The 17,342-nt window shown below is 72.5% G+C and carries 17 protein-coding genes; 6 read left to right on the top strand and 11 right to left on the bottom strand.

The features are described 5' to 3' along the window. From AB0I79_RS34830 to AB0I79_RS34870, 9 genes are read right to left on the bottom strand one after another with little or no spacing between them, the layout of a single operon-like run. On the bottom strand, positions 1 to 579 hold the full coding sequence (locus tag AB0I79_RS34830) for a TetR family transcriptional regulator (protein ID WP_357882408.1): 579 nt from the start codon (positions 577 to 579) through the stop codon (positions 1 to 3). A gap of 34 nt (positions 580 to 613) precedes the next feature. After that, positions 614 to 1,435, bottom strand: a complete 822-nt coding sequence (locus tag AB0I79_RS34835; protein ID WP_357882411.1) for a carbohydrate ABC transporter permease — start codon at positions 1,433 to 1,435, stop codon at positions 614 to 616. Beyond that, the gene (locus AB0I79_RS34840; protein ID WP_357882414.1) at positions 1,435 to 2,295 is read right to left on the bottom strand and encodes a sugar ABC transporter permease; all 861 of its coding nucleotides are present in this window, start codon (positions 2,293 to 2,295) and stop codon (positions 1,435 to 1,437) included. Before AB0I79_RS34840 ends, AB0I79_RS34835 begins: the two co-directional genes overlap by 1 nt. Further along, positions 2,292 to 3,512: an extracellular solute-binding protein gene (locus tag AB0I79_RS34845; RefSeq protein WP_357882417.1), complete on the bottom strand. Its 1,221-nt coding sequence runs from the start codon at positions 3,510 to 3,512 to the stop codon at positions 2,292 to 2,294. Before AB0I79_RS34845 ends, AB0I79_RS34840 begins: the two co-directional genes overlap by 4 nt. A 50-nt stretch (positions 3,513 to 3,562) precedes the next feature. After that, the gene (locus tag AB0I79_RS34850; protein WP_357882421.1) at positions 3,563 to 4,759 is read right to left on the bottom strand and encodes a hypothetical protein; all 1,197 of its coding nucleotides are present in this window, start codon (positions 4,757 to 4,759) and stop codon (positions 3,563 to 3,565) included. Further along, positions 4,756 to 5,265: a SigE family RNA polymerase sigma factor gene (locus tag AB0I79_RS34855; protein ID WP_357882424.1), complete on the bottom strand. Its 510-nt coding sequence runs from the start codon at positions 5,263 to 5,265 to the stop codon at positions 4,756 to 4,758. The genes AB0I79_RS34850 and AB0I79_RS34855 overlap by 4 nt, the downstream gene beginning before the upstream one ends. Positions 5,266 to 5,325: 60 nt before the next feature. Next, positions 5,326 to 5,685, bottom strand: coding sequence for a hypothetical protein (locus AB0I79_RS34860; protein WP_357882427.1), 360 nt, complete (start codon positions 5,683 to 5,685; stop codon positions 5,326 to 5,328). Positions 5,686 to 5,722: 37 nt separating this feature from the next. Beyond that, complete coding sequence (locus AB0I79_RS34865) at positions 5,723 to 6,778, bottom strand: glycosyltransferase family 9 protein (RefSeq protein ID WP_357882430.1); 1,056 nt, start codon at positions 6,776 to 6,778, stop codon at positions 5,723 to 5,725. Next, positions 6,775 to 6,903 (bottom strand): hypothetical protein, encoded by a 129-nt coding sequence (locus AB0I79_RS34870; RefSeq protein ID WP_357882433.1) that lies wholly within the window; start codon positions 6,901 to 6,903, stop codon positions 6,775 to 6,777. Before AB0I79_RS34870 ends, AB0I79_RS34865 begins: the two co-directional genes overlap by 4 nt. A gap of 84 nt (positions 6,904 to 6,987) precedes the next feature. Between AB0I79_RS34870 and rfaE2 the strand changes: the two genes are divergently transcribed. Further along, complete coding sequence (gene rfaE2, locus AB0I79_RS34875) at positions 6,988 to 8,403, top strand: D-glycero-beta-D-manno-heptose 1-phosphate adenylyltransferase (RefSeq protein WP_357882435.1); 1,416 nt, start codon at positions 6,988 to 6,990, stop codon at positions 8,401 to 8,403. 39 nt (positions 8,404 to 8,442) lie between these two features. After that, a complete protein-coding gene (locus AB0I79_RS34880) occupies positions 8,443 to 8,991 on the top strand; it encodes a hypothetical protein (protein ID WP_357882438.1) in 549 nt (182 codons plus the stop codon). Positions 8,992 to 8,995: 4 nt separating this feature from the next. Here AB0I79_RS34880 and AB0I79_RS34885 read toward each other — a convergent pair whose 3' ends face one another. Beyond that, complete coding sequence (locus AB0I79_RS34885; protein ID WP_357882441.1) at positions 8,996 to 10,570, bottom strand: IucA/IucC family C-terminal-domain containing protein; 1,575 nt, start codon at positions 10,568 to 10,570, stop codon at positions 8,996 to 8,998. A 79-nt stretch (positions 10,571 to 10,649) separates the two neighbouring features. On the opposite strand from AB0I79_RS34885, the gene AB0I79_RS34890 reads away from it, so the two are divergent. The 4 genes from AB0I79_RS34890 to AB0I79_RS34905 all read left to right on the top strand — a co-directional run bounded on the left by AB0I79_RS34890 (position 10,650) and on the right by AB0I79_RS34905 (position 15,994). After that, entirely contained in the window at positions 10,650 to 12,194 is a 1,545-nt protein-coding gene (locus AB0I79_RS34890; protein ID WP_357882444.1) for an IucA/IucC family C-terminal-domain containing protein, read from the top strand. Between the two features lie 113 nt (positions 12,195 to 12,307). Continuing rightward, positions 12,308 to 13,051 (top strand): STAS domain-containing protein, encoded by a 744-nt coding sequence (locus AB0I79_RS34895; RefSeq protein WP_357882447.1) that lies wholly within the window; start codon positions 12,308 to 12,310, stop codon positions 13,049 to 13,051. Positions 13,052 to 13,098: 47 nt separating this feature from the next. Further along, positions 13,099 to 14,109, top strand: coding sequence for a chemotaxis protein CheB (locus AB0I79_RS34900; RefSeq protein WP_357882450.1), 1,011 nt, complete (start codon positions 13,099 to 13,101; stop codon positions 14,107 to 14,109). A 28-nt stretch (positions 14,110 to 14,137) separates the two neighbouring features. Next, a complete protein-coding gene (locus AB0I79_RS34905; RefSeq protein ID WP_357882453.1) occupies positions 14,138 to 15,994 on the top strand; it encodes a CheR family methyltransferase in 1,857 nt (618 codons plus the stop codon). A gap of 29 nt (positions 15,995 to 16,023) precedes the next feature. Here the strand turns inward: AB0I79_RS34905 and AB0I79_RS34910 are convergent, their stop codons facing one another. Next, a complete protein-coding gene (locus tag AB0I79_RS34910; RefSeq protein ID WP_357882456.1) occupies positions 16,024 to 17,133 on the bottom strand; it encodes a sialidase family protein in 1,110 nt (369 codons plus the stop codon). Positions 17,134 to 17,342: the final 209 nt, after the last annotated feature.

A 17,342-nucleotide genomic window follows, 5' to 3' on the forward strand; every position in this document is an offset into this window, starting at 1 on the left:
TCATATTTGGACAGCTGTCATGGCCTGCTCGACCGCGTCGCGCAGCCTGCGCGGGTCGGGGTCGGCCCGGCCGAGCACCCTGAGGCCCTGCAGCAGCACGAGCAGGAACCTGGCCAGCGCGTGCGGATCCTTGCCCGCCGGGATCTCCCCCTGGGCGCGCGCCCTGACGAGCGTGCCGGCCAGGGCCGCCTCCAGCCCCGCCCAGCTCGTCACCACCTTGGCCAGCATGGTCGCGTCGCGCGAGGCGAACTCCACGGCCGTGTTGACCACCATGCAGCCCCGCCGCAGGTCGTCGGCGAGGATCTCGGCGACGTACGAGTCGAGGAAGGCGCGGATGGCGGGCAGCGCGGGCCCCGGCTGGGACAGCCGCTCGATCACGTTGCCCTGCTCCAGGTAGCGCTCCAGCGCCTTCAGGTAGAGCTCGCGCTTGCCGCCGAACGTCGCGTAGATGCTCGCCCGCGCCAGGCCGAGCCGCTCCACGAGGTCGGCCATCGAGGTCGCCTCGTAACCGCGCTCCCAGAACAGCTCAAGCGCTTGCTGCAGGGCGACCTCGGGATCGAACTCCTTGCTCCTTGCCACACCGAGAACGCTAGCACTATCGAGAACGATCGGTCTACTTAATGGCACCCCGCAGGACGCCCGAGATCACCCAGCGCTGGGCCAGCAGGTAGACGAGCAGCGCGGGCGCCAGGGCCATGAGGTACGAGGCGAAGGCCGTGGTGTAGTCCGTGGCGAACTGGCTCTGGAAGACGTACTGGACCAGGGGCAGCGTCCTGGCGCTCGGGCTGGAGAGCACGACCAGCGGCAGCAGGAAGTCGTTCCAGGCCCACAGGAACGTCAGGATGCCCACGGTGGCGTTCATCGGGGCGAGCAGCGGGAAGATCACTTTCCAGAACACCGTCCAGGTGCCCGCGCCGTCCGTGCGGGCCGCCTCCTCCAGGGCCCTGGGGATCGACTTGATGTAGCCGACGTACAGGAAGATGTTGAAGGCCAGGCCGTAGACGACGTACAGCAGGATCAGGCCGAGCTGGTTGTCCAGGCCGAGCAGCGCGGTCTGCTTGATGACCGGCAGCATGATGATCGGGAACGGTACGAACAACGCCGAGACGAAGTAGAAGTACAGGCCCTTGAACAGGCGGCGGTGCAGGTTGCGGGCGATGGCGTAGGCCACGAGGGAGTTGGTCAGCAGCGTCAGGATCACCGCGCCGACGGTGATCAGCGCGCTGTTCAGCGCGGCCCGCGGATAGTCCGTCAGCCGCCAGGCGGTGGCGAAGTTGCCCCATTGGGGGTCGGCGGGCAGGTCGAAGCCCGCGCCCGCCAGCTCGGCCGGCTGCTTCAGCGCGGTGACGACGGTGAAGTACAGCGGCACGAGCACGGTCATGGCGCAGGCCGCCATCAGGGCTGTCAGCCACGGGTTGACGGATCGGCTCAGCATCAGGCGCTCATTTCACGGCGTTGCAGCACGCGTAGCTGGAAGGCGGAGACGGCGACGATGACGAGGAAGTAGACGACGGCGTTGGCGGTCTGGTACGCGTACTCGCCGCCCTCCAGGCCGCCGCTGTAGATGAGCAGGGAGACCGAGGTGGTGGCGGTGCCGGGGCCGCCGTTGGTCAGGGCCACGATGTGGTCGAAGACCTGCAGGAAGTTCTTCAGCGACAGCACCATGTTGATCGTGAAGAACGGCGCGATGAGCGGGAAGACGATCGACCTGAACTGCCGCCACGCGCCCGCCCCGTCGATGGTGGCGGCCTCGCGCACGTCGTCGGAGATGGTCTGCAGCCCGGCGAGATAGATGATGATGTTGAACGCCGCCGCCTGCCAGGTGGCCACGGCCACGATGCCGAGCCAGGCCAGGCCGGGATCGGCCAGGATGTTCGTGCTCAGCGCGGTGATGCCGAGCGCCTGCGCGATGGCCGGGAGCGAGTTGGCGAACAGGTAGTTGAAGATGTAGCCGATGATGAGGATGGCCAGCACGTTCGGGATGAAGAAGATGCCCCGCAGCGCGGTGCGGAAGCCGATGCGCGCGTTGAGCCCGAGCGCGACGGCCAGCGCCAGCGCGTTGGTCAGCACGGTGGCCACGACGGCGAACCTGAAGGTGAACAGGTAGGCGTCGAGGATGCGGTCGTCCCTGAAGAGGTTGGCGTAGTTGCGCAGGCCGACGAAGCCGTACGAGCCGTAACCGGGCGAGTCGGTGAGGCTGTAGTAGAAGCCCTGCAGCACCGGCACGGTGTGGAAGACCAGGAAGAGCAGCAGGGCCGGGAGGACCATCCAGTAGTAGGCGCGGGAGGTCGTCATGAGGTGCTCCTGGCGGCGACCTTGTCCCACTCCTCGTCGAGCTCGCGTAACAGGCGGGCCTGGTCCCCGTCGATGAGGAACTGCTGCAGGAGCTGCTCCAGCGGGATCGTCAGCGGGATGTGGTGGTCGGCGTAGCCGGACAGGCGGCCCTGGGTGAAGTACGGCATCAGCCCGGCCAGTGCGGGGTCGGGCGAGGTGGCGTTCTCCAGCGGTGGCACGGCCCGCTGCTCCCGCGCGTACGCGTTCATCACCTCGGGCCGGAGGAGATGCTCGATGAACGTCATCGCCTCGCGCGGGTGCTCCGGCTCGCGGGGCAGGGTGAGCGCCACGTCCACGCCCGACACCAGCCGGGTGCCACCGGGGTCGTCGGTGGCGGGCAGCGCGAACGTGCCCGGCTCGAAGCCCGGGCGCGCGGCGGCGATGGCGGGCAGCGCGAAGCTGCCCTGCAGGTACATGGCCGCCTTGCCCTGGGCGAAGGCGAGGTTGCCGTCCTCGTACGTGCGCGAGTGCCGGTCCCGTTGGCTGTGCCCGAACAGCTCACGCAGCTTGCCGGCCACCGGCGGGTACGCGGCGGCGAACGACGTCTGCCCCGCCTCGCGCCGCTCGAAGAAGCCGGGCGGCGCGGCGTTCGCGGCCAGCGCGTTGAAGGCGGGCAGCACCGTCCACGCGTCGGCCAGCGTGGCGTAGAACGGCGTGACCCCGGCGGCCTCGAACGTCCTGGCAGCCGCGACCAGCTCGGACCACGTCGCCGGTGGCCGTACGCCGTGCCGCCTGAACAGGTCCTTGTTGTAGATCACGCCGCTGCCGTTGGAGGCGAACGGCAGCCCGTTGCGCTCCCCCTGCCGGTGCGTCCCGAGGTCGTCGAGGATGCGCTGGACGGGCGGGTAGACGCGCACCGCCGCTGTGGAGAAGTCGTAGAACACCCCGGCCCTGGCCAGCTCGCCGAAGACGCCGTTGCCGTTCAGCGCCATCACGTCGGGGACGTCGTCCTTGACCAGCCTGGCCCTGATCGCGCTCTCGGCGGTGGGCGTGTGGTTCTGCACCACGCGGATGCCGGGGTGCGCGGCCTCGAAGCCCTCGATGATCCGGTCGAAGGTCTCGATGGCCTCCGGTTTGAACTGGAAGAACTCCAGCGTGACCCGCGTGTCGGCGGGCCGCGTGCCGCAGGCGGCCAGGAGCAGCGCGCCGGTCAGGAGGAGGAGGGCCGTCCTCGTCATGCCCGGAGCGCTGCCCCGCCGGGATCACGTCATGCGCGGGACCGCAAGCCTCACCTCGGGGTGAGGACCCACCGCCAGGCGCCGCCGCCGTTGCTGTCGCGGTTGGCGGCGAGCTGGGTCATCCTGGAGCCGTCCACGCTGACCAGCACGAGGCCGTTGTTGAACTCGTTCTCGCACTTCCCCGCGCAGCCGAGCGCGATGACGTTCTCGTCGTCCGCCCAGGCGTGCAGTTGGAGCACCTGCTGCCGCCCGACGATCTTCCCCGTCCCCACCTCGGTGATCCTCGTGGGCATGCCGTCGCGGCCCAGCACCAGGCGGCCGTCGGGTGAGGTGGCCGGGAGGCTGGTCCCGCGCCGGTACCGCTCCCCCTCGGGCGCGTCCCTGGACTCGCCGTCCGGGGTGTAGAAGAGCCGGTCGGGCGTGGTGGTCGTGGGCGACCAGATGAGCGTGCCGTCCAGGCTCCAGCCGAGGTCCTGGCGGTTGCTGCCGGTGATCTGCGCGTCGCCGTGAAAACCGGGCAACGGCTCCAGCTCGTGGTAGTCGGCCGTGCCGCCGGGGACGTCGATGACGTAGTAGCCGATGCGCGGGCTGTCCCGCATCACCGGCGCCATCTGGTCGCCCTCGCCCTGCATGAGGTCGGGGTAGCCGGAGTAGGCGGTGGCCAGGATCCTGGTGCCGTCAGGGGACCAGGCGACGGAACCCACGGAGTGCTCCAGCTCGTACCAGCCCAGCATCTGCCGGGTGTTCAGGTCCATCACACCCACGCGCCTGCCGAGCAGGTCCCCTTCGATCACCGCCGCCACCTGCAACCCTGGAGCGACGTCCACCCACGCGTACGGCGTCTGCTCGTAACCGCCGGTGCGCGGGTCGTACAGGGACCAGGTGCGCCGGACCCGCTGCTGGCCGCCCGCGACCGGCTCCAGCGTGGTCACGTAGTACGCCGACACGGCCATCCGGCCGGCCGCGATGAGCTTGGCAGGCGGGCTGTGCTCCACGTCCGTACGCACGTCCGTCGGCGCGGGCGACGGCCGGGGCGGCAGCGTGATGTTGTTGAGCGGGCGCACGACGGGCTCGGGCTCGCGCTGCCCGGTGACGAACACGGCGACGGCCGCGATCATGGCCGCGACCAGCACCGCCGCGCCGTACGGCCGCCAGGTGCGCCTGCGTAGCGCCCGGTCGGCCAGGCCCGGCGGCACCCTGGCCTCGCCGGCCCAGTCCTCCAGCGTGTCGCGCAGCAGCCGGGTCACGTGGTCACCTCCAGGTCGCGGGCCAGCTCGGGGGCGATCTCGCGCAGCCGCGCCAGCGATCGGTGCGCGGTGCTCCTGACCGTACCGATGGAGCAGCCCAGCACCTGGGCCACCTCCTGCTCGGGCAGGTCCTCGTAGTACCGCAACACCAGCACCGCGCGCTGGCGGGCGGTGAGCCTGGCCAGCGCGGAACGCAGCACCAGGCGCAGCTCGCTCTGGTGGTGCGCGTCGCGCGCCTCCCGCTCGGGCGGGCTCGCCTGCACCACCTCGCCCCGCCGCGTGCTCGCCCGCCACCAGCTGATCTGCTGCCGGTACATGATCTGCTTGGCGTATGCCTCCGGCGCCGCCACCCGCCGCCAGCCGGCCGCCAGCTTCGCCAGCGCAGTTTGCACCAGGTCCTCGGCCGCGTGCTGGTCACCACCGGTGAGCAGGAACCCGAGCCGCATGAGGGCAGGAGAACGCGCGTCGACGAACTCGCGGAACCGTTGCTCGTCCGCGGCGTCCACGGTCACCTCCAGGGGATCGACATCACCCTCTCAGACGCCGCGCGGCACCTCCCGCTATGCCTACCGCATCAGATCGGGGCCCTCGTCCTCGTCCGACCAGGTCGGCCTGGGGTTGCGGTACTCCATCGGCGTCTCCTCGCGGGCCGTCTCGTCCACCGGCCCGGCCTGCCGGGGCACCTCCAGCAGCCCCAGCGTGTCCTGCTCGCCCCTGCGGGCGATCACCTCGTTGATCGCCTCGGTCAGCTCCCGCCTGTCATAGGGGCCCTCGGGCAGCTCGTTGAGGTGCGTCAGCAGGTCGGCGGACAGGTTCACGTGCCGGGAGGCCTGCGCGTAGACCTCCCGCATCACCACCCGCTCGCGCCCGTGGAACGCCTCGTCAATGGCCTGGCGCAGCTCGTCCAGCACAGCGTGGTCGGTCATCGGTCCTCCTCGGTCCGCAGGCACTGCACCCGCTCCGTCATCGGTCACCCTTGATCAGCAGGTCCTCCACCTGCTCCGTCACCATGTCCACCGAGACGTCGCGCACCCATGACTCGTCGTGCGGGCAACGCTCGGCGGCCGGGTCCACGCCGTCCGCGCCGCAGCGCGGGCAGGACGTGGTCCAGGAGATCAGCGGCCGGTGCGCGGTCCTGCTGAGCGGGCCGGCCTGGATCAGGTTGCCGCACCAGTAGATGGCCACCGTGGGGGTGCCGACGGCCGCGGCCAGGTGGCGGGGGCCGGTGTCGTTGGCGATCAGGAGGTCGCAGCGTTCGTACAGGGCGGCGAGCGCGCCGAGGCCGAGCGCGCCCACGACGGGGATCGCAGGCCGCCGCATGGCCTCGACCACGCCCATGACCAGCTCCCGCTCCGCCCGTGTGCCGGTCACGACCACGGGGCGGCCGGTCAGGTCGGCCACCTCGGCGAAACGCTCCACCGGCCAGCGCCGCCGCGGGTCGGTCGCGCCCGGATGCACGGCCACCAGCCCCTGCGGCGGCTGCCCGAGCGCGCGGGCCAGCTCGGCGCGGTCGGCCCCGGTGACCGTCACCCGCGGCTCCAACCCGCCGTCCACCGCGCCGACCAGCGCCGCGACCTGGAGGAAACGCAGGGTCTCGTGGTGGTAGTCGGTGTACGGCACCCAGCGGTCCAGGCGCTCGGCCCCCGGCGCGCGCAGCCCGGCGGTCACCCTGGCCCCGAGCCGGCGCACGAACGGGTTGGAGAACCGGCCGCCACCGTGGATCTGCACCGCCAGGTCGAACTCCCGCTGCCGCAGCCGCGCGCACAGCTCCTCGGGCGCCGCGTGCCCGGGCTCCCGGGTGGAGACGCCCGAGATCGGCGGCAGCGCCACCACGTCGTCCACGGGGCCCGGCCGCCCGGTGAGGAACCCGGCGTGCCAGGCGGTGCCCAGCAGCGTCAGGCGCGCGCCGGGGTAGGCGCGCTTGAGCGCCTCCAGCGCGGGCACGGCCATGAGGTAGTCGCCGATGGCGTTGGCCCGCAGCACAGCGATCCGCCGGACGTCCCCGATCAGCGCTGTCATGACGGCTCCAGCACGTAGTCGTGGCGTTCCGCACCCCGGTCCGCGACGGTGGCCGGCGGGCCCGCGGGCGCGGCCGGCCGGTCCCTGGACGGGACGAGCACATCGAGGTCTGAAGGGCGGTGCATAGCGGCCTGGCTACCCGGGGTCCCCCGTCCGTAACTTCCGCTATATATGGTTTGAGCTGGTCTTTCACAGGTACACGCTCCTCTATGGGCACAGAGGGGATCGTCAACGCCGTGGTCGTCGGCGACGTCATGCTCGACTCATGGCTGCACGGCTCGGCCAAGCGCCTCGCGCAGGAGGCGCCGGTGCCCGTGATGAGCCTGGAGGCGACCGAGGACGCCCCGGGCGGCGCCGCCAACACCGCCGCCAACCTGGTGGCACTCGGGGCCCGCGTCCGGCTCGTCGGCGTGGTGGGCGACGACGACTGCGGCGAGAAGCTGGAGCGCTCGCTGCGGCTGTTCGGCGTCGGCGCCGACCTGGTGACCGTGCCGGGGCGGCGCACCGCGCACAAGCGGCGGCTGATCACCAGCGGGCAGCTCACCGCGCGCTACGACGAGGAGGATCTGTCCGCCATCCCGGAGGCGGCCGAGCGCGAGCTGCTCGGGCGGATCGTCGAGGCCGTGGCGGAGGCCGACGTGGTGGTGGCGTGCGACTACGGCGGCGGGGTGTTCACCCCGGCCGTGCGGCGGGCGCTGGCGGGGCTGCCGCTGCTGGTGGTCGACGCGCACGGGGTAGCGCCGTGGCGGGAGTGCGCGCCGTCCGCGGTGCTGCCGAACTACGCCGAGGTCGTACGCCTGCTCGGGGACGACGGCGGAGCGGTGGACCGGCCCGCGTACCTGATGGGCCGGTCCGAGCGGCTGCTGGAGCTGACCGGCGCCGGGATCGTGGTCACCACGCTGGACGGCGAGGGCACGCTGCTGCACAGGAAGGGCAGCCCGCCGTACCGGACCTATGCCCAGCCGGCGCCGCAGCACATGGCCACGGGGGCGGGCGACACCTACACGGCCGCGTTCGCGCTCTGGCTGGCGGGCGGGGCCTCGCCCGAGGAGGCGGCGGAGGCGGGGCAGGCGGCGGCCGGCGTGGTCGTACGCCGCCAGGGCACCGCCGTCTGCACCCGCTACGACCTGCTGCGCGCGCTGCGCCGCCAGGAGGGCACGGTGCAGACGGCCGAGCGGCTGGCCCAGCTCCTCGACGAGCACCGGCGCAGGGGCGAGCGGGTGGTGTTCACCAACGGCTGCTTCGACGTGCTGCACCGGGGGCACGTGACGTACCTGGAGCAGGCGGGGCAGCTCGGCGACGTGCTGGTGGTGGCGGTCAACAGCGACGCCAGCGTGGCCCGGCTGAAGGGCCCCGGCCGGCCGGTCAATCCGTGCGAGGACAGGATGTCCGTGCTGGCCGCGCTCAACGACGTGGACTACGTGACCGAGTTCGACGAGGACACGCCCGAGCGGCTGATCAGGATGATGCGGCCCGAGCTGTACGTGAAGGGCGGCGACTACACCGCGGAGATGCTGGCGGAGGCGCCGCTGGTCCGCGCGCTGGGCGGCGAGGTGCGGGTGCTCGGTTACCTGCCCGACCGCTCCACGACCGCCATCATCGGCCGCATGCGCTCGCTGCCGTAGCGAGGTTTAGCCGCCGTGCCGTTCGGTAGGCGGCACACCATGACACAGACCCTGCAGACCCCCTCTCACCTGCGCGAAGACGTACGACCCGAGCGGGAGCGCAAGCCGATCGTGCGGGCGGCCGCCAGGGGCGCGATCGCCTCCATGGCGATGTCGGGCCTGCGGCAGCTCACCACCGCGCTCGGCATGGTGCCGAGCACCCCGCCCGAGTCCGTGATCGAGCGGACCGCGCCCACGGCCTTCCACAACGTCCCCGCCGAGCGGCGACCGGCCGTGGTGGAGGCCGTGCACTGGCTGTACGGGGCGGGCGGCGGCGCGTTCTTCGGCTGCCTGCCGAGGGCCGTGCGCCGGCGGCGCTGGGCGGGACCGGTCTACGGGGTGCTGGCCTGGGCCGCCTTCGAGGTCGCGATCGCGCCCGCGCTGGGCCTGCCGCGCCGGCACGGCAAGGCCGAGCGGCTGGCGCTGCTCGCCGACCACGTGCTGTACGGCATGGTGGTGGCCGCTTCACCGTGGCCCCACGAGGACCGCCCCGCGAAGGGCCGCGGCCAGGACGCCGCCCTGCCGCCCTGGGCCCAGGAGCGCCCGTAGACGCTCACGGGCTGAAGAGCCGCAGCGGGTTGGGGATCGGCACCCACCGCATGGCCGCGCCGTCGGCGTCCAGCCAGCGCAGCAGGAGATTGGCCTTGGCCGGGATGTGCGTGGCGGCCAGCAGGTCGCGCAGCTCCGGCGGGTCGCCGTACTCCTTGGCCGCGTCGGCGAGCCCGGCCCTGGCCCGCGCCCACAGCTCGTCCCGCAGCCGGGGATGCCGTTCCGCCACCGCCCCGGCGATCTCGCACAGGTTGTTGGTGAGCAGGCAGTACACCAGCCGCTCCCACGCCCGCACGCCGCCCAGCACGGGCGCGCTGAGGTCCGGATGGCGCTCGGCGACGAGCTTGACCCCCTCGTGGTCGCGGAACAGCGCCTGCCCCGGCATGCCGTGCTCGTCCACGGCGATCAGCACGTTCTGCAGGTGACATTCGAGCACCACCCCGTGCCGCAGGTACGCGTGCAGGACCGGCGGCACGACGTGCTCCAGGTACCGCTGCCACCACACGAGCGCCCCGTCCTCGTCGAGGGCGTCGAGCGGGTTGCCGGGGAAGCCCTCGCTGATCCCCGCCGCCAGCAGCGCGGTCAGCCCCGGGAGCAGGTGCTCGCCCAGCCCGTCGCGGACGATCACGGCCAGCGCCTCGCCGCCGTCCCCGCCCAGCCGGGCGCTGCGCCAGCCGCGGTCGCGCAGCACGGCCGGGCGCGGCAGGTGGCAGGGCAGGTCGTCGAACGCCACGTCCACCAGGGCCGCCACGAGCGAGAGCCGGCGCAGGTCGTGCAGCCACAGGCGGCGGATGTCGTTGGTGATCCGCACGTCCAGGCTGAACTTGCAGAACAGGTCCGCCTCGGGCAGGTACACCGTGCGGACGGACGCGGTGGCCACGGCGGTGGCGGCCGTGGCGCCCAGCCGGCGCAGGCCGGGCTCGCCCAGCAGCTCGAGTTGCCAGGGATGGGCGGGCAGCAGGGTCAGGCCGTCATCCGGGAGGCCGCCGCGCCGGTCCGGAGGGCTCGCGAGATCGAGCGTGTCCAGGGCGCTCGCGTCCCCGTCCTCCACGAGGTCCTCGGCGGGCACGCCGAGCAGCGGCAGGGGGAAGCTCGCCCGCGCCTCGGGCGAGTAGCGCAGCCAGGACCCCGGGTCGCCACCGCCGCGTGCCTTGGGGGCGGGGTGGTAGCGGTGTCCCGCCACGAGTGCCTGCTCTGAGCGCAGGTACGCGTCGGCGGGCGGCACGGTGGTGCGCCTGGCCGCCAGCAGGACGGCGGTGACGTCCCGGCTGTCGAGGATCTCGGCGGGCAGCCCGTCGTTGGCGACGCCGGTGGCCGCGCGCAGCTCGGCGGCCGTCAGCGCCACCAGCTCCGGCAGCGGCAGCGGGCACCAGCCGTCGGGGGTGCGCAGGGCGGGGGCGGTGGGGAACCGGGTGCCGCCGGCCCGCAGCAGGTGACCGGTCGCGGGCAGCAGGAAGGCTCCGGGCTCGGCGGGCCGGGCCACCTCGCGGATGAGGCAGTTCAGCAGCGCCGTCACGGCGAGGGACTCGGCTTCGAGCCCTGGCCCTGCGGCGGGCAGGAGGCCGTCGGTAAAAGCCATGGCGACCTACTCCTACCCTTTGTCCCCATTGATGCCCTCAGAGTAGCTATCAGGCTGGTTTCTGGGGAAGATGGGGGTTATGAGGCGTTTAGAGGGTGAGTTCGCCGCCGAACTGGCCCTCGTCCGGCCCGGTCTGTCCGCCCGCTACGCCGCGGCACTTCCCGGCGCGCGGGCCGCCGTGCTGGGGAGGTTGTGGCGGGGGCTGCTGTACGAACCGCTCCCCGGCCTGACGCCCGCCGGGCCCGCGCGCCTGCTGCTGGCCGACGGGCGCGAGCTGACGGGGCGGGAGCGGCGGCCGTACGACCTCGGGGAGGAGCCCGCGCTCTGGCTGGACGGGCGGCCCCACGCCCATCCGGCCGAGCTGCTGGCCGCCCTCGGCCTGCCCTGCACGGACCGCCTGGTCGAGGAGCTCGACCACAGCGTCGCCTCCATGGCGCTGTCCCGCGCCGGCGCCTCACCCCGGCCGGGCGACACCCCGGAGGATCACGAGCAGAGCGTGGTGGACGGTCACCCCTACCATCCGGGGTGCCGCAACCGGCCGGGCGTGTCCGTGGCCGAGCAACTCGCGTACATGCCCGAGCACCGCCCCACCGTGGCCCTCGACCTGCTGGCCCTGCCCCTGCGCGACTGCCTCGTCTCCGGGCCGTGGCCGGCCTCGCTCGTGGACGGCGGCCGGCTGCTGCTGCCCGTGCACCCGTGGCAGACCCGGCACGTCCTGCCCGCCCTGGGCCTGCGCCCGCACGCCACGGGGGCCATCCGGGCCCGCCCGCTCATGTCCGCACGCACGCTCGCCCCGCTCGACGGCGGCCCGCACCTGAAGACGGCGTTCACCACCCGGATGACCTCTGGCGTCAGGGACATCTCCCCCGGTTCCGTACGCGACTGCGTCCCCCTGTCGAGCCTGCTCACCACGGTGTCCGAGCGGTGCGGCGGCGGGCTGCGCATCGCCCGCTACCTGTCCGGGGCCGCCGGCAGGGCGGGCGGCGAGTACAGCGCCGACCTGTCCTGCATGCTCCGCGAGCCCACCCCCGAGAAGGGCCCCGTGCTGCCCGTCGCCGCCGTCACCCGTGCGACGGCGCACGACCCGGCCGCCTGGCTCGCCGCGTTCGCCCGGCTGGCGCTGGCGGACACGCTGGGGATGCTGGCGCTCGGCGTGGCTCTGGAGGCACACGGCCAGAACCTGCTGGTCGCGCTCGGCGGGGACGGCCTGCCGTACCGGCTGGTCTACCGCGACCTGGCCGACGTGCGGATCAGCCCCGCCAGGCTGGCGCGCAACGGGATCGAGCCGCCGCCGGTCAGTGCCCGGCTGCTCAGTGACGATCCGGCGGTCCTGCACGCCAAGCTCTTCGGCTCGCTGGTGGGCACCACGTTCGGCAGCCTGATCGCCCTCTTCGGGCAGCGCGACAGGGCGGTCGAGCGGCGGCTCTGGGCGATCGTGGCCGCCGCCGCCCACGAGGCGTTCGAGGCGCTGCCGGACACGCCTGACGTACGTGCCGACCGGAATGCCCTCTTCGGCGAGCGCATCGCGGTGAAGGCCCACCTGGTCGCGCGGCTGGACGGCGCCCCGCCGGGCGACAGCTGGACCAGCCTGCCCAACTTTCTCACCGTCCGGCAGGGTGCTTGATGGCCAATCGCCTGGCCCTTTGCGCGGCGGAGCGAGACTATGGAGGCCGAGCCGGAATCTGCCACGCGCGGCCGTCCCAGAAGGCGCGCTGACCCAGAGAGAGGGGGCTCACCATGATGCAGCTGTCGGTGCGCCTCGTGCCCGTCGACGACGTCACCTTGGTGATCGCGCTGACCGGGGAGCTCGACTCGACGACGAAACCCGTGCTCGCCGCCTTCCTCGACCCCCTGCCGCACACCCCCGTCAAGCACGTGCTCGTGGCGGCGGGCGACCTGTGGTTCTGCGACCTGAACGGGCTCGACCTGCTCGCCCGCACGCACCGCGCGCTGCAGGAGAAGGACGGTTACCTGGCCCTGGCCGAGGTGCAGCCGCCGCTGCGCCGTCTCGTCGCGCTGATGACCGAGCGGTCCCTGACGGCGATCCCGCTGTTCGCCAGCATGCCCGAGGCCCTCGCCGCCGCCGGCGTCGAGGCGTACCAGCTTCCCGAGCCGCCCGTGCGGCGCCGTCACCTGCCGCGCCTGCGCACCGTGCCCCGCGCCCAGCCCCCGGCGCGGGGGCAGGCCCGGTCGCGACGCGAGCCGGCACCCGAGCAGCCCCGCCCGCTCGCGCCGCCCGTCGAGCTCGACGCGAGCCGGCTCCCCGAGATCATCTTCGAGTCGCGCTCGCTGCGCGACCAGGCCGTCCACCAGCAGCAGGCACTGCACAAGCGGCTCCACGCCGCGGCCGAGGCCCGCACGCGGCTCCTCAGGGCCCGCCGCCGCTGCGACGACAGCCTGCTGGCCCTGCGCAGCAGCCTCTCGGAGGCCCGCTCGATCCTGACGCTCACGGAGGCGGACCGGGTATCTCCCCCACTGTAGGGCGATGCGCGCGCATGGGGCCCTCCCCCGCGGATAGAGGGCAGGGCATGGAGGCTGCAGGGCGTGACGTGGTCGTGGTCGCCGCTTCGGCGGGCGGTGTCGAGGCACTGCGGGTCCTGCTGGGCGGGCTGCCGCCCGATCTGCCGGCGGCGGTGCTGGTGGTGCTGCACGTGCCGCCGCAGGGCAACAGCGTGCTGGCCGGCATCCTCGACCGGGCAGGGCCGCTCAAGGCAGCCCCCGCGGACGACGGGGAGAGCCTGCGTCCAGGCTGCGTGTACGTCGCGCGGCCCGACTTCCACCTGCTCCTGAGCAAGGGCCAGGTCCGCCTGTCGCGGGGCCCGCGGCACAACGGGCACCGCCCGGCGGCCGACCCGCTGTTCATGAGCGCGGCCCTGGATGCCGGAGCACGCGTGGCGGCCGTGGTGCTGAGCGGCACGCTGGACGACGGCGCGAGAGGATGCGAGGCGATCGACAGGCACGGGGGCGCGGTCGCCGTACAGGAGCTCTCGGAGTGCGCCTTCCCCGGCATGCCGAGGGCCGCCAAGACGGCGGTGCCGACGGCACGGGCACTCCCGGTACGCCAGATCGCCGGGTGGATCACGGAGCAGAGCCGTACCCCTGTGAGTACGGAGAACCAGGTGTGCGACGGCGAGATGGAGCACGAGATCGAGCAGTTCCTGCGGGAGGCGCCGGCACTGGGCGAGCCCGAAGGAACCCTGGTCGCCCTCAGTTGCCCGGAGTGCAACGGTCCCATCTACGAGCAGAGGAGCCGCAGGACCGACCGGTACGTCTGCAGGGTGGGGCATGCGTGGTCGCGCGACAGCATGATGGACGCGCAGTCGGACGCCGTCGAGCGGGCCCTGTGGGTGGCGATCCAGCGGCTGGAGGAGCGGCTGCGGGTGCTCGAACGCATGCGCCGCTCCGCCGGGGAGCGGGGCCAGCACGTCTCGTCGCGTTACTTCGACGAGGAGCTGGAGCGCACCGGGGAGGCGCTGAATACCATTCGCATGCTGCAATCCGGCATCGGTCGTAACGGTGGCACGCTGCAGCCGGGCTGAGCAGGCCGGATCGGCGTAGGCTTCGCTCGTGGCCACAGAGGAAGAGCGTGATTTCGACGACCTCCTCCTTCTCCTCAAGGAGACGCGCGGTTTCGACTTCACGGGATACAAGCGCACCACCCTGATCCGGCGGATCGCCCGCCGCCTCGAGGTACTGAAGCTGCGCGACTACGGCGAATACCGCGATCTCCTGGAGCTGGAGCCCGAGGAGTTCACGCGGCTCTTCGACAGCCTCCTGATCAACGTCACCGGTTTCTTCAGGGACGCCGCCGCGTGGCAGCGGATGCGCGAGCTCGTCGTCCCCGCCCTGCTCGACCAGAAGCCGGCGGGCCGGCCCATCAGGATCTGGAGCGCCGGCTGCGCCACCGGCGAGGAGGCCTACACCATCGCCATGGTGCTGGCCGAGGAGCTCGGCCTGGACGAGTTCCGCAACCGGGTCAAGATCTACGGCACCGACCTCGACGAGAAGGCGCTGAACGTCGCCAGGACGGGCGTCTACACCGACCGGTCGCTCGCCGACGTGCCCATCGATCTGCGCGAGACCTACTTCGAGCGGGTGGACAACGGCTACACCTTCCGCCGCGACCTGCGCCGCCAGCTCATCTTCGGCCACAACGACCTCACCCACGACGCGCCGATCTCCCGCGTCGACCTGCTGCTGGCCCGCAACACGCTGATGTACTTCAACACGGACACGCAGCTCAACATCGTCCGGCGCTTCCACTTCGCGCTGTCCGACCCCGGGTTCCTGTTCCTGGGCAAGGCGGAGATGCTGCTCAACCACAGCGACAACTTCGAGCCGGTCGACCTGCGCATGCGCCTGTTCAGGAAGATCCGGCCCGCCCACCACGGCAACCGCGCGCCGTGGTCGGTCACCGGCGCCGCCGCAGACCTGGCCTCACGCCTGCCCACACTGGCGTCCGTGGCGCTCGCCTCCGGCCCCGTGGCCCAGATCGTCGTGGACTCCTCGGGCAACCTGGCGCTGGCCAACTCCAGGGCCGAGGCCCTGTTCAACCTCAACCCGCGCGACGTCGGCCGTCCCTTCCAGGACCTGGAGGTCTCCTACCGGCCGGTGGAGCTGCGCTCGGTCATCGAGCAGGCCCGCCACGACCTGCGCCCGGTGGAGCTGCGGGAGGTGGTCTGGCGCCGCGTCGGATCGCCGGAGGCCGGCGTCTTCGACGTCTCGGTCGTCCCCCTGCTGGCCTCGGGCAACCTGGTCGGGATGGGCATCCACTTCTACGACGTCACCCGCTACCGCAAGCTCAGGGACGAGCTGGAGCAGGCCAACAGGCAGCTCGAGCAGGCCTACGAGGAGCTGCAGTCGCTCAACGAGGAGCTGGAGACCACCAACGAGGAACTCCAGTCCACCAACGAGGAGCTCGAGACCACCAACGAGGAACTCCAGTCCACCAACGAGGAGCTGGAGACGATGAACGAGGAGCTCCAGTCCACCAACGACGAGCTCCAGCACATCAACGACGCCCTGACCGCCCGCACGATCGAGCTCGACGACGTCAACAGGTTCGTCTCCTCGGTGGTGCGCAGCCTCGGCGACGCCGTGGTGGTGCTGGACGGCGACCTGCGGGTGGTGGTCTGGAGCCCGGGGGCCGAGGAGCTGTGGGGGATGCGCTCCGACGAGGCCGTCGGCGAGCCGCTCGCCGGGCTCGACATCGGCCTGCCCCTGGAGCTGCTGCTGCCGCGCCTGCGCACCGCCCTCGCCGACGGGTCGAGGCCGCTGGAGACGGTGGAGGGGCTGGTGCTCGACGCGGTGAACCGCCGGGGCCGGCCGGCGCCGCTGACGGTGCAGCTGTCGCACCTGCGCACGGAGGACAACAGCGTGCACGGGCTCATCATGATGATGAACGTCGTCAACTCCGACGGCTAGCCACCCGCGGGGGCTTGCGGCCCCCGGCCCTAGGAGGAGGCCGCGGCCAGCTCCGAGACGGGGATGCGGCGGAAGGCGATGCTCTCGTACGGGCCGAAGTTCCCCGTCTCGAACAGCAGGCCCACCGTGTCGCCGTCCACCCGCACCAGGTCGGAGTAGGCGGCGGGCAGCCCGGACACCGTGTGCACCGCCCGCCAGGTGACACCGTGGTCGTGGCTGGCGCGTACGGTCATCAGCGCCCGCGCGTCGGGCGCCGCCGGGCCCGAGAACAGCAGCACCTCCGGCGACTCGCACCACAACACGCTGCCCTCCACGACCGGCCCGGCCAGCCCGACCTGCGGCCGGAACGGCAGCTCCAGCGTCTGCCCGCCATCGGCGGAGCAGGCGTCGGCCCTGGTGCCGGGGGCGGTGGAGTCGGTGCGGGCGTTGAAGTAGATCCGCCCGCCGGGCAACTCGGTGCCGGTGGTCTCGTTCACGTTGACGTACCCGTCGGGGTTGTCGTCCACGTACCCGATCCGCCAGGTCTGCCCGCCGTCGTCGCTCAGCAGCGAGTGGCCCCCGTTGTACTTGCCCTCGGTCCCGTTGTCCTGCCCGCCGGGCGGCAGCGAGTGGTTGGCGGGAACGACGATGCGCCCGGCGTGCTCGCCCTGCCGCAACACGAGCGCGTGCCCCGGCGTGGTCGCGTACCACCGCCACTCGGGCCGCTTCGTGCTCTGCGTGATCTCCCTGGCCGCCGACCAGGTGACCCCGTCGTCCTCGCTGACCTGGACGAACACCCGCCGCCCCTCAGCCGCCGCGACCTGGCCGCGCCTGATCTTCTCCTCGGTGGCCGAGGGCCCCTGCCGCACGAAGACCAGCACGATCCGGCCGTCGTCCAGCACCACCGGCGCCGGGTTCCCGGCCGTCCCCCGCCGCGGCTCCGTCGCCACCACCTGCAGCTCGCCCCACGTACGGCCGCCGTCGGACGATCGCTTGAGCACCAGGTCGATGTGCCCGGAGTCGGACGCCGAGCCCCGCCGCCCCTCCGCGAACGCCAGCACCGTGCCGTCCCGGGTCACCACGACCGCCGGGATCCGGTAGGTGTGGTAGCCGTCGGTCGACTGCCGGTACGGGAGCGAGGTGGGGTAGTCATCCGCCATGCGGGCACGCTACGACTCGCGGGTTAACGGACTCCGACGCGAGCCGTACGTGACGGCGAATGAGGCCGGGGACGCGGAGACCATCTGGTGTGGGCGCCGCCGCATGGCGGTGCGAAGGTGACACAGGCGGACATCACCCCACCGCGGCGCACAGGCGCCCCGCGCACGAACATCACCAGCCCGGCGGCGTGTACGGCGCAGGCAGGCAC

This window comes from Nonomuraea sp. NPDC050202, assembly GCF_040656115.1.
Lineage (GTDB): Bacteria > Actinomycetota > Actinomycetes > Streptosporangiales > Streptosporangiaceae > Nonomuraea.

Coding starts and splice junctions, on each gene's coding strand:
- AB0I79_RS34835 (WP_357882411.1), bottom strand. CDS start 1,435: ATGCTGAGCCGATCCGTCAACCCGTGGCTGACAGCCCTGATGGCGGCC.
- AB0I79_RS34840 (WP_357882414.1), bottom strand. CDS start 2,295: ATGACGACCTCCCGCGCCTACTACTGGATGGTCCTCCCGGCCCTGCTG.
- AB0I79_RS34845 (WP_357882417.1), bottom strand. CDS start 3,512: ATGACGAGGACGGCCCTCCTCCTCCTGACCGGCGCGCTGCTCCTGGCC.
- AB0I79_RS34860 (WP_357882427.1), bottom strand. CDS start 5,685: ATGACCGACCACGCTGTGCTGGACGAGCTGCGCCAGGCCATTGACGAG.
- AB0I79_RS34865 (WP_357882430.1), bottom strand. CDS start 6,778: ATGACAGCGCTGATCGGGGACGTCCGGCGGATCGCTGTGCTGCGGGCC.
- AB0I79_RS34870 (WP_357882433.1), bottom strand. CDS start 6,903: ATGCACCGCCCTTCAGACCTCGATGTGCTCGTCCCGTCCAGGGACCGG.
- rfaE2 (WP_357882435.1), top strand. CDS start 6,988: ATGGGCACAGAGGGGATCGTCAACGCCGTGGTCGTCGGCGACGTCATG.
- AB0I79_RS34880 (WP_357882438.1), top strand. CDS start 8,443: ATGACACAGACCCTGCAGACCCCCTCTCACCTGCGCGAAGACGTACGA.
- AB0I79_RS34885 (WP_357882441.1), bottom strand. CDS start 10,570: ATGGCTTTTACCGACGGCCTCCTGCCCGCCGCAGGGCCAGGGCTCGAA.
- AB0I79_RS34890 (WP_357882444.1), top strand. CDS start 10,650: ATGAGGCGTTTAGAGGGTGAGTTCGCCGCCGAACTGGCCCTCGTCCGG.
- AB0I79_RS34895 (WP_357882447.1), top strand. CDS start 12,308: ATGATGCAGCTGTCGGTGCGCCTCGTGCCCGTCGACGACGTCACCTTG.
- AB0I79_RS34900 (WP_357882450.1), top strand. CDS start 13,099: ATGGAGGCTGCAGGGCGTGACGTGGTCGTGGTCGCCGCTTCGGCGGGC.
- AB0I79_RS34910 (WP_357882456.1), bottom strand. CDS start 17,133: ATGGCGGATGACTACCCCACCTCGCTCCCGTACCGGCAGTCGACCGAC.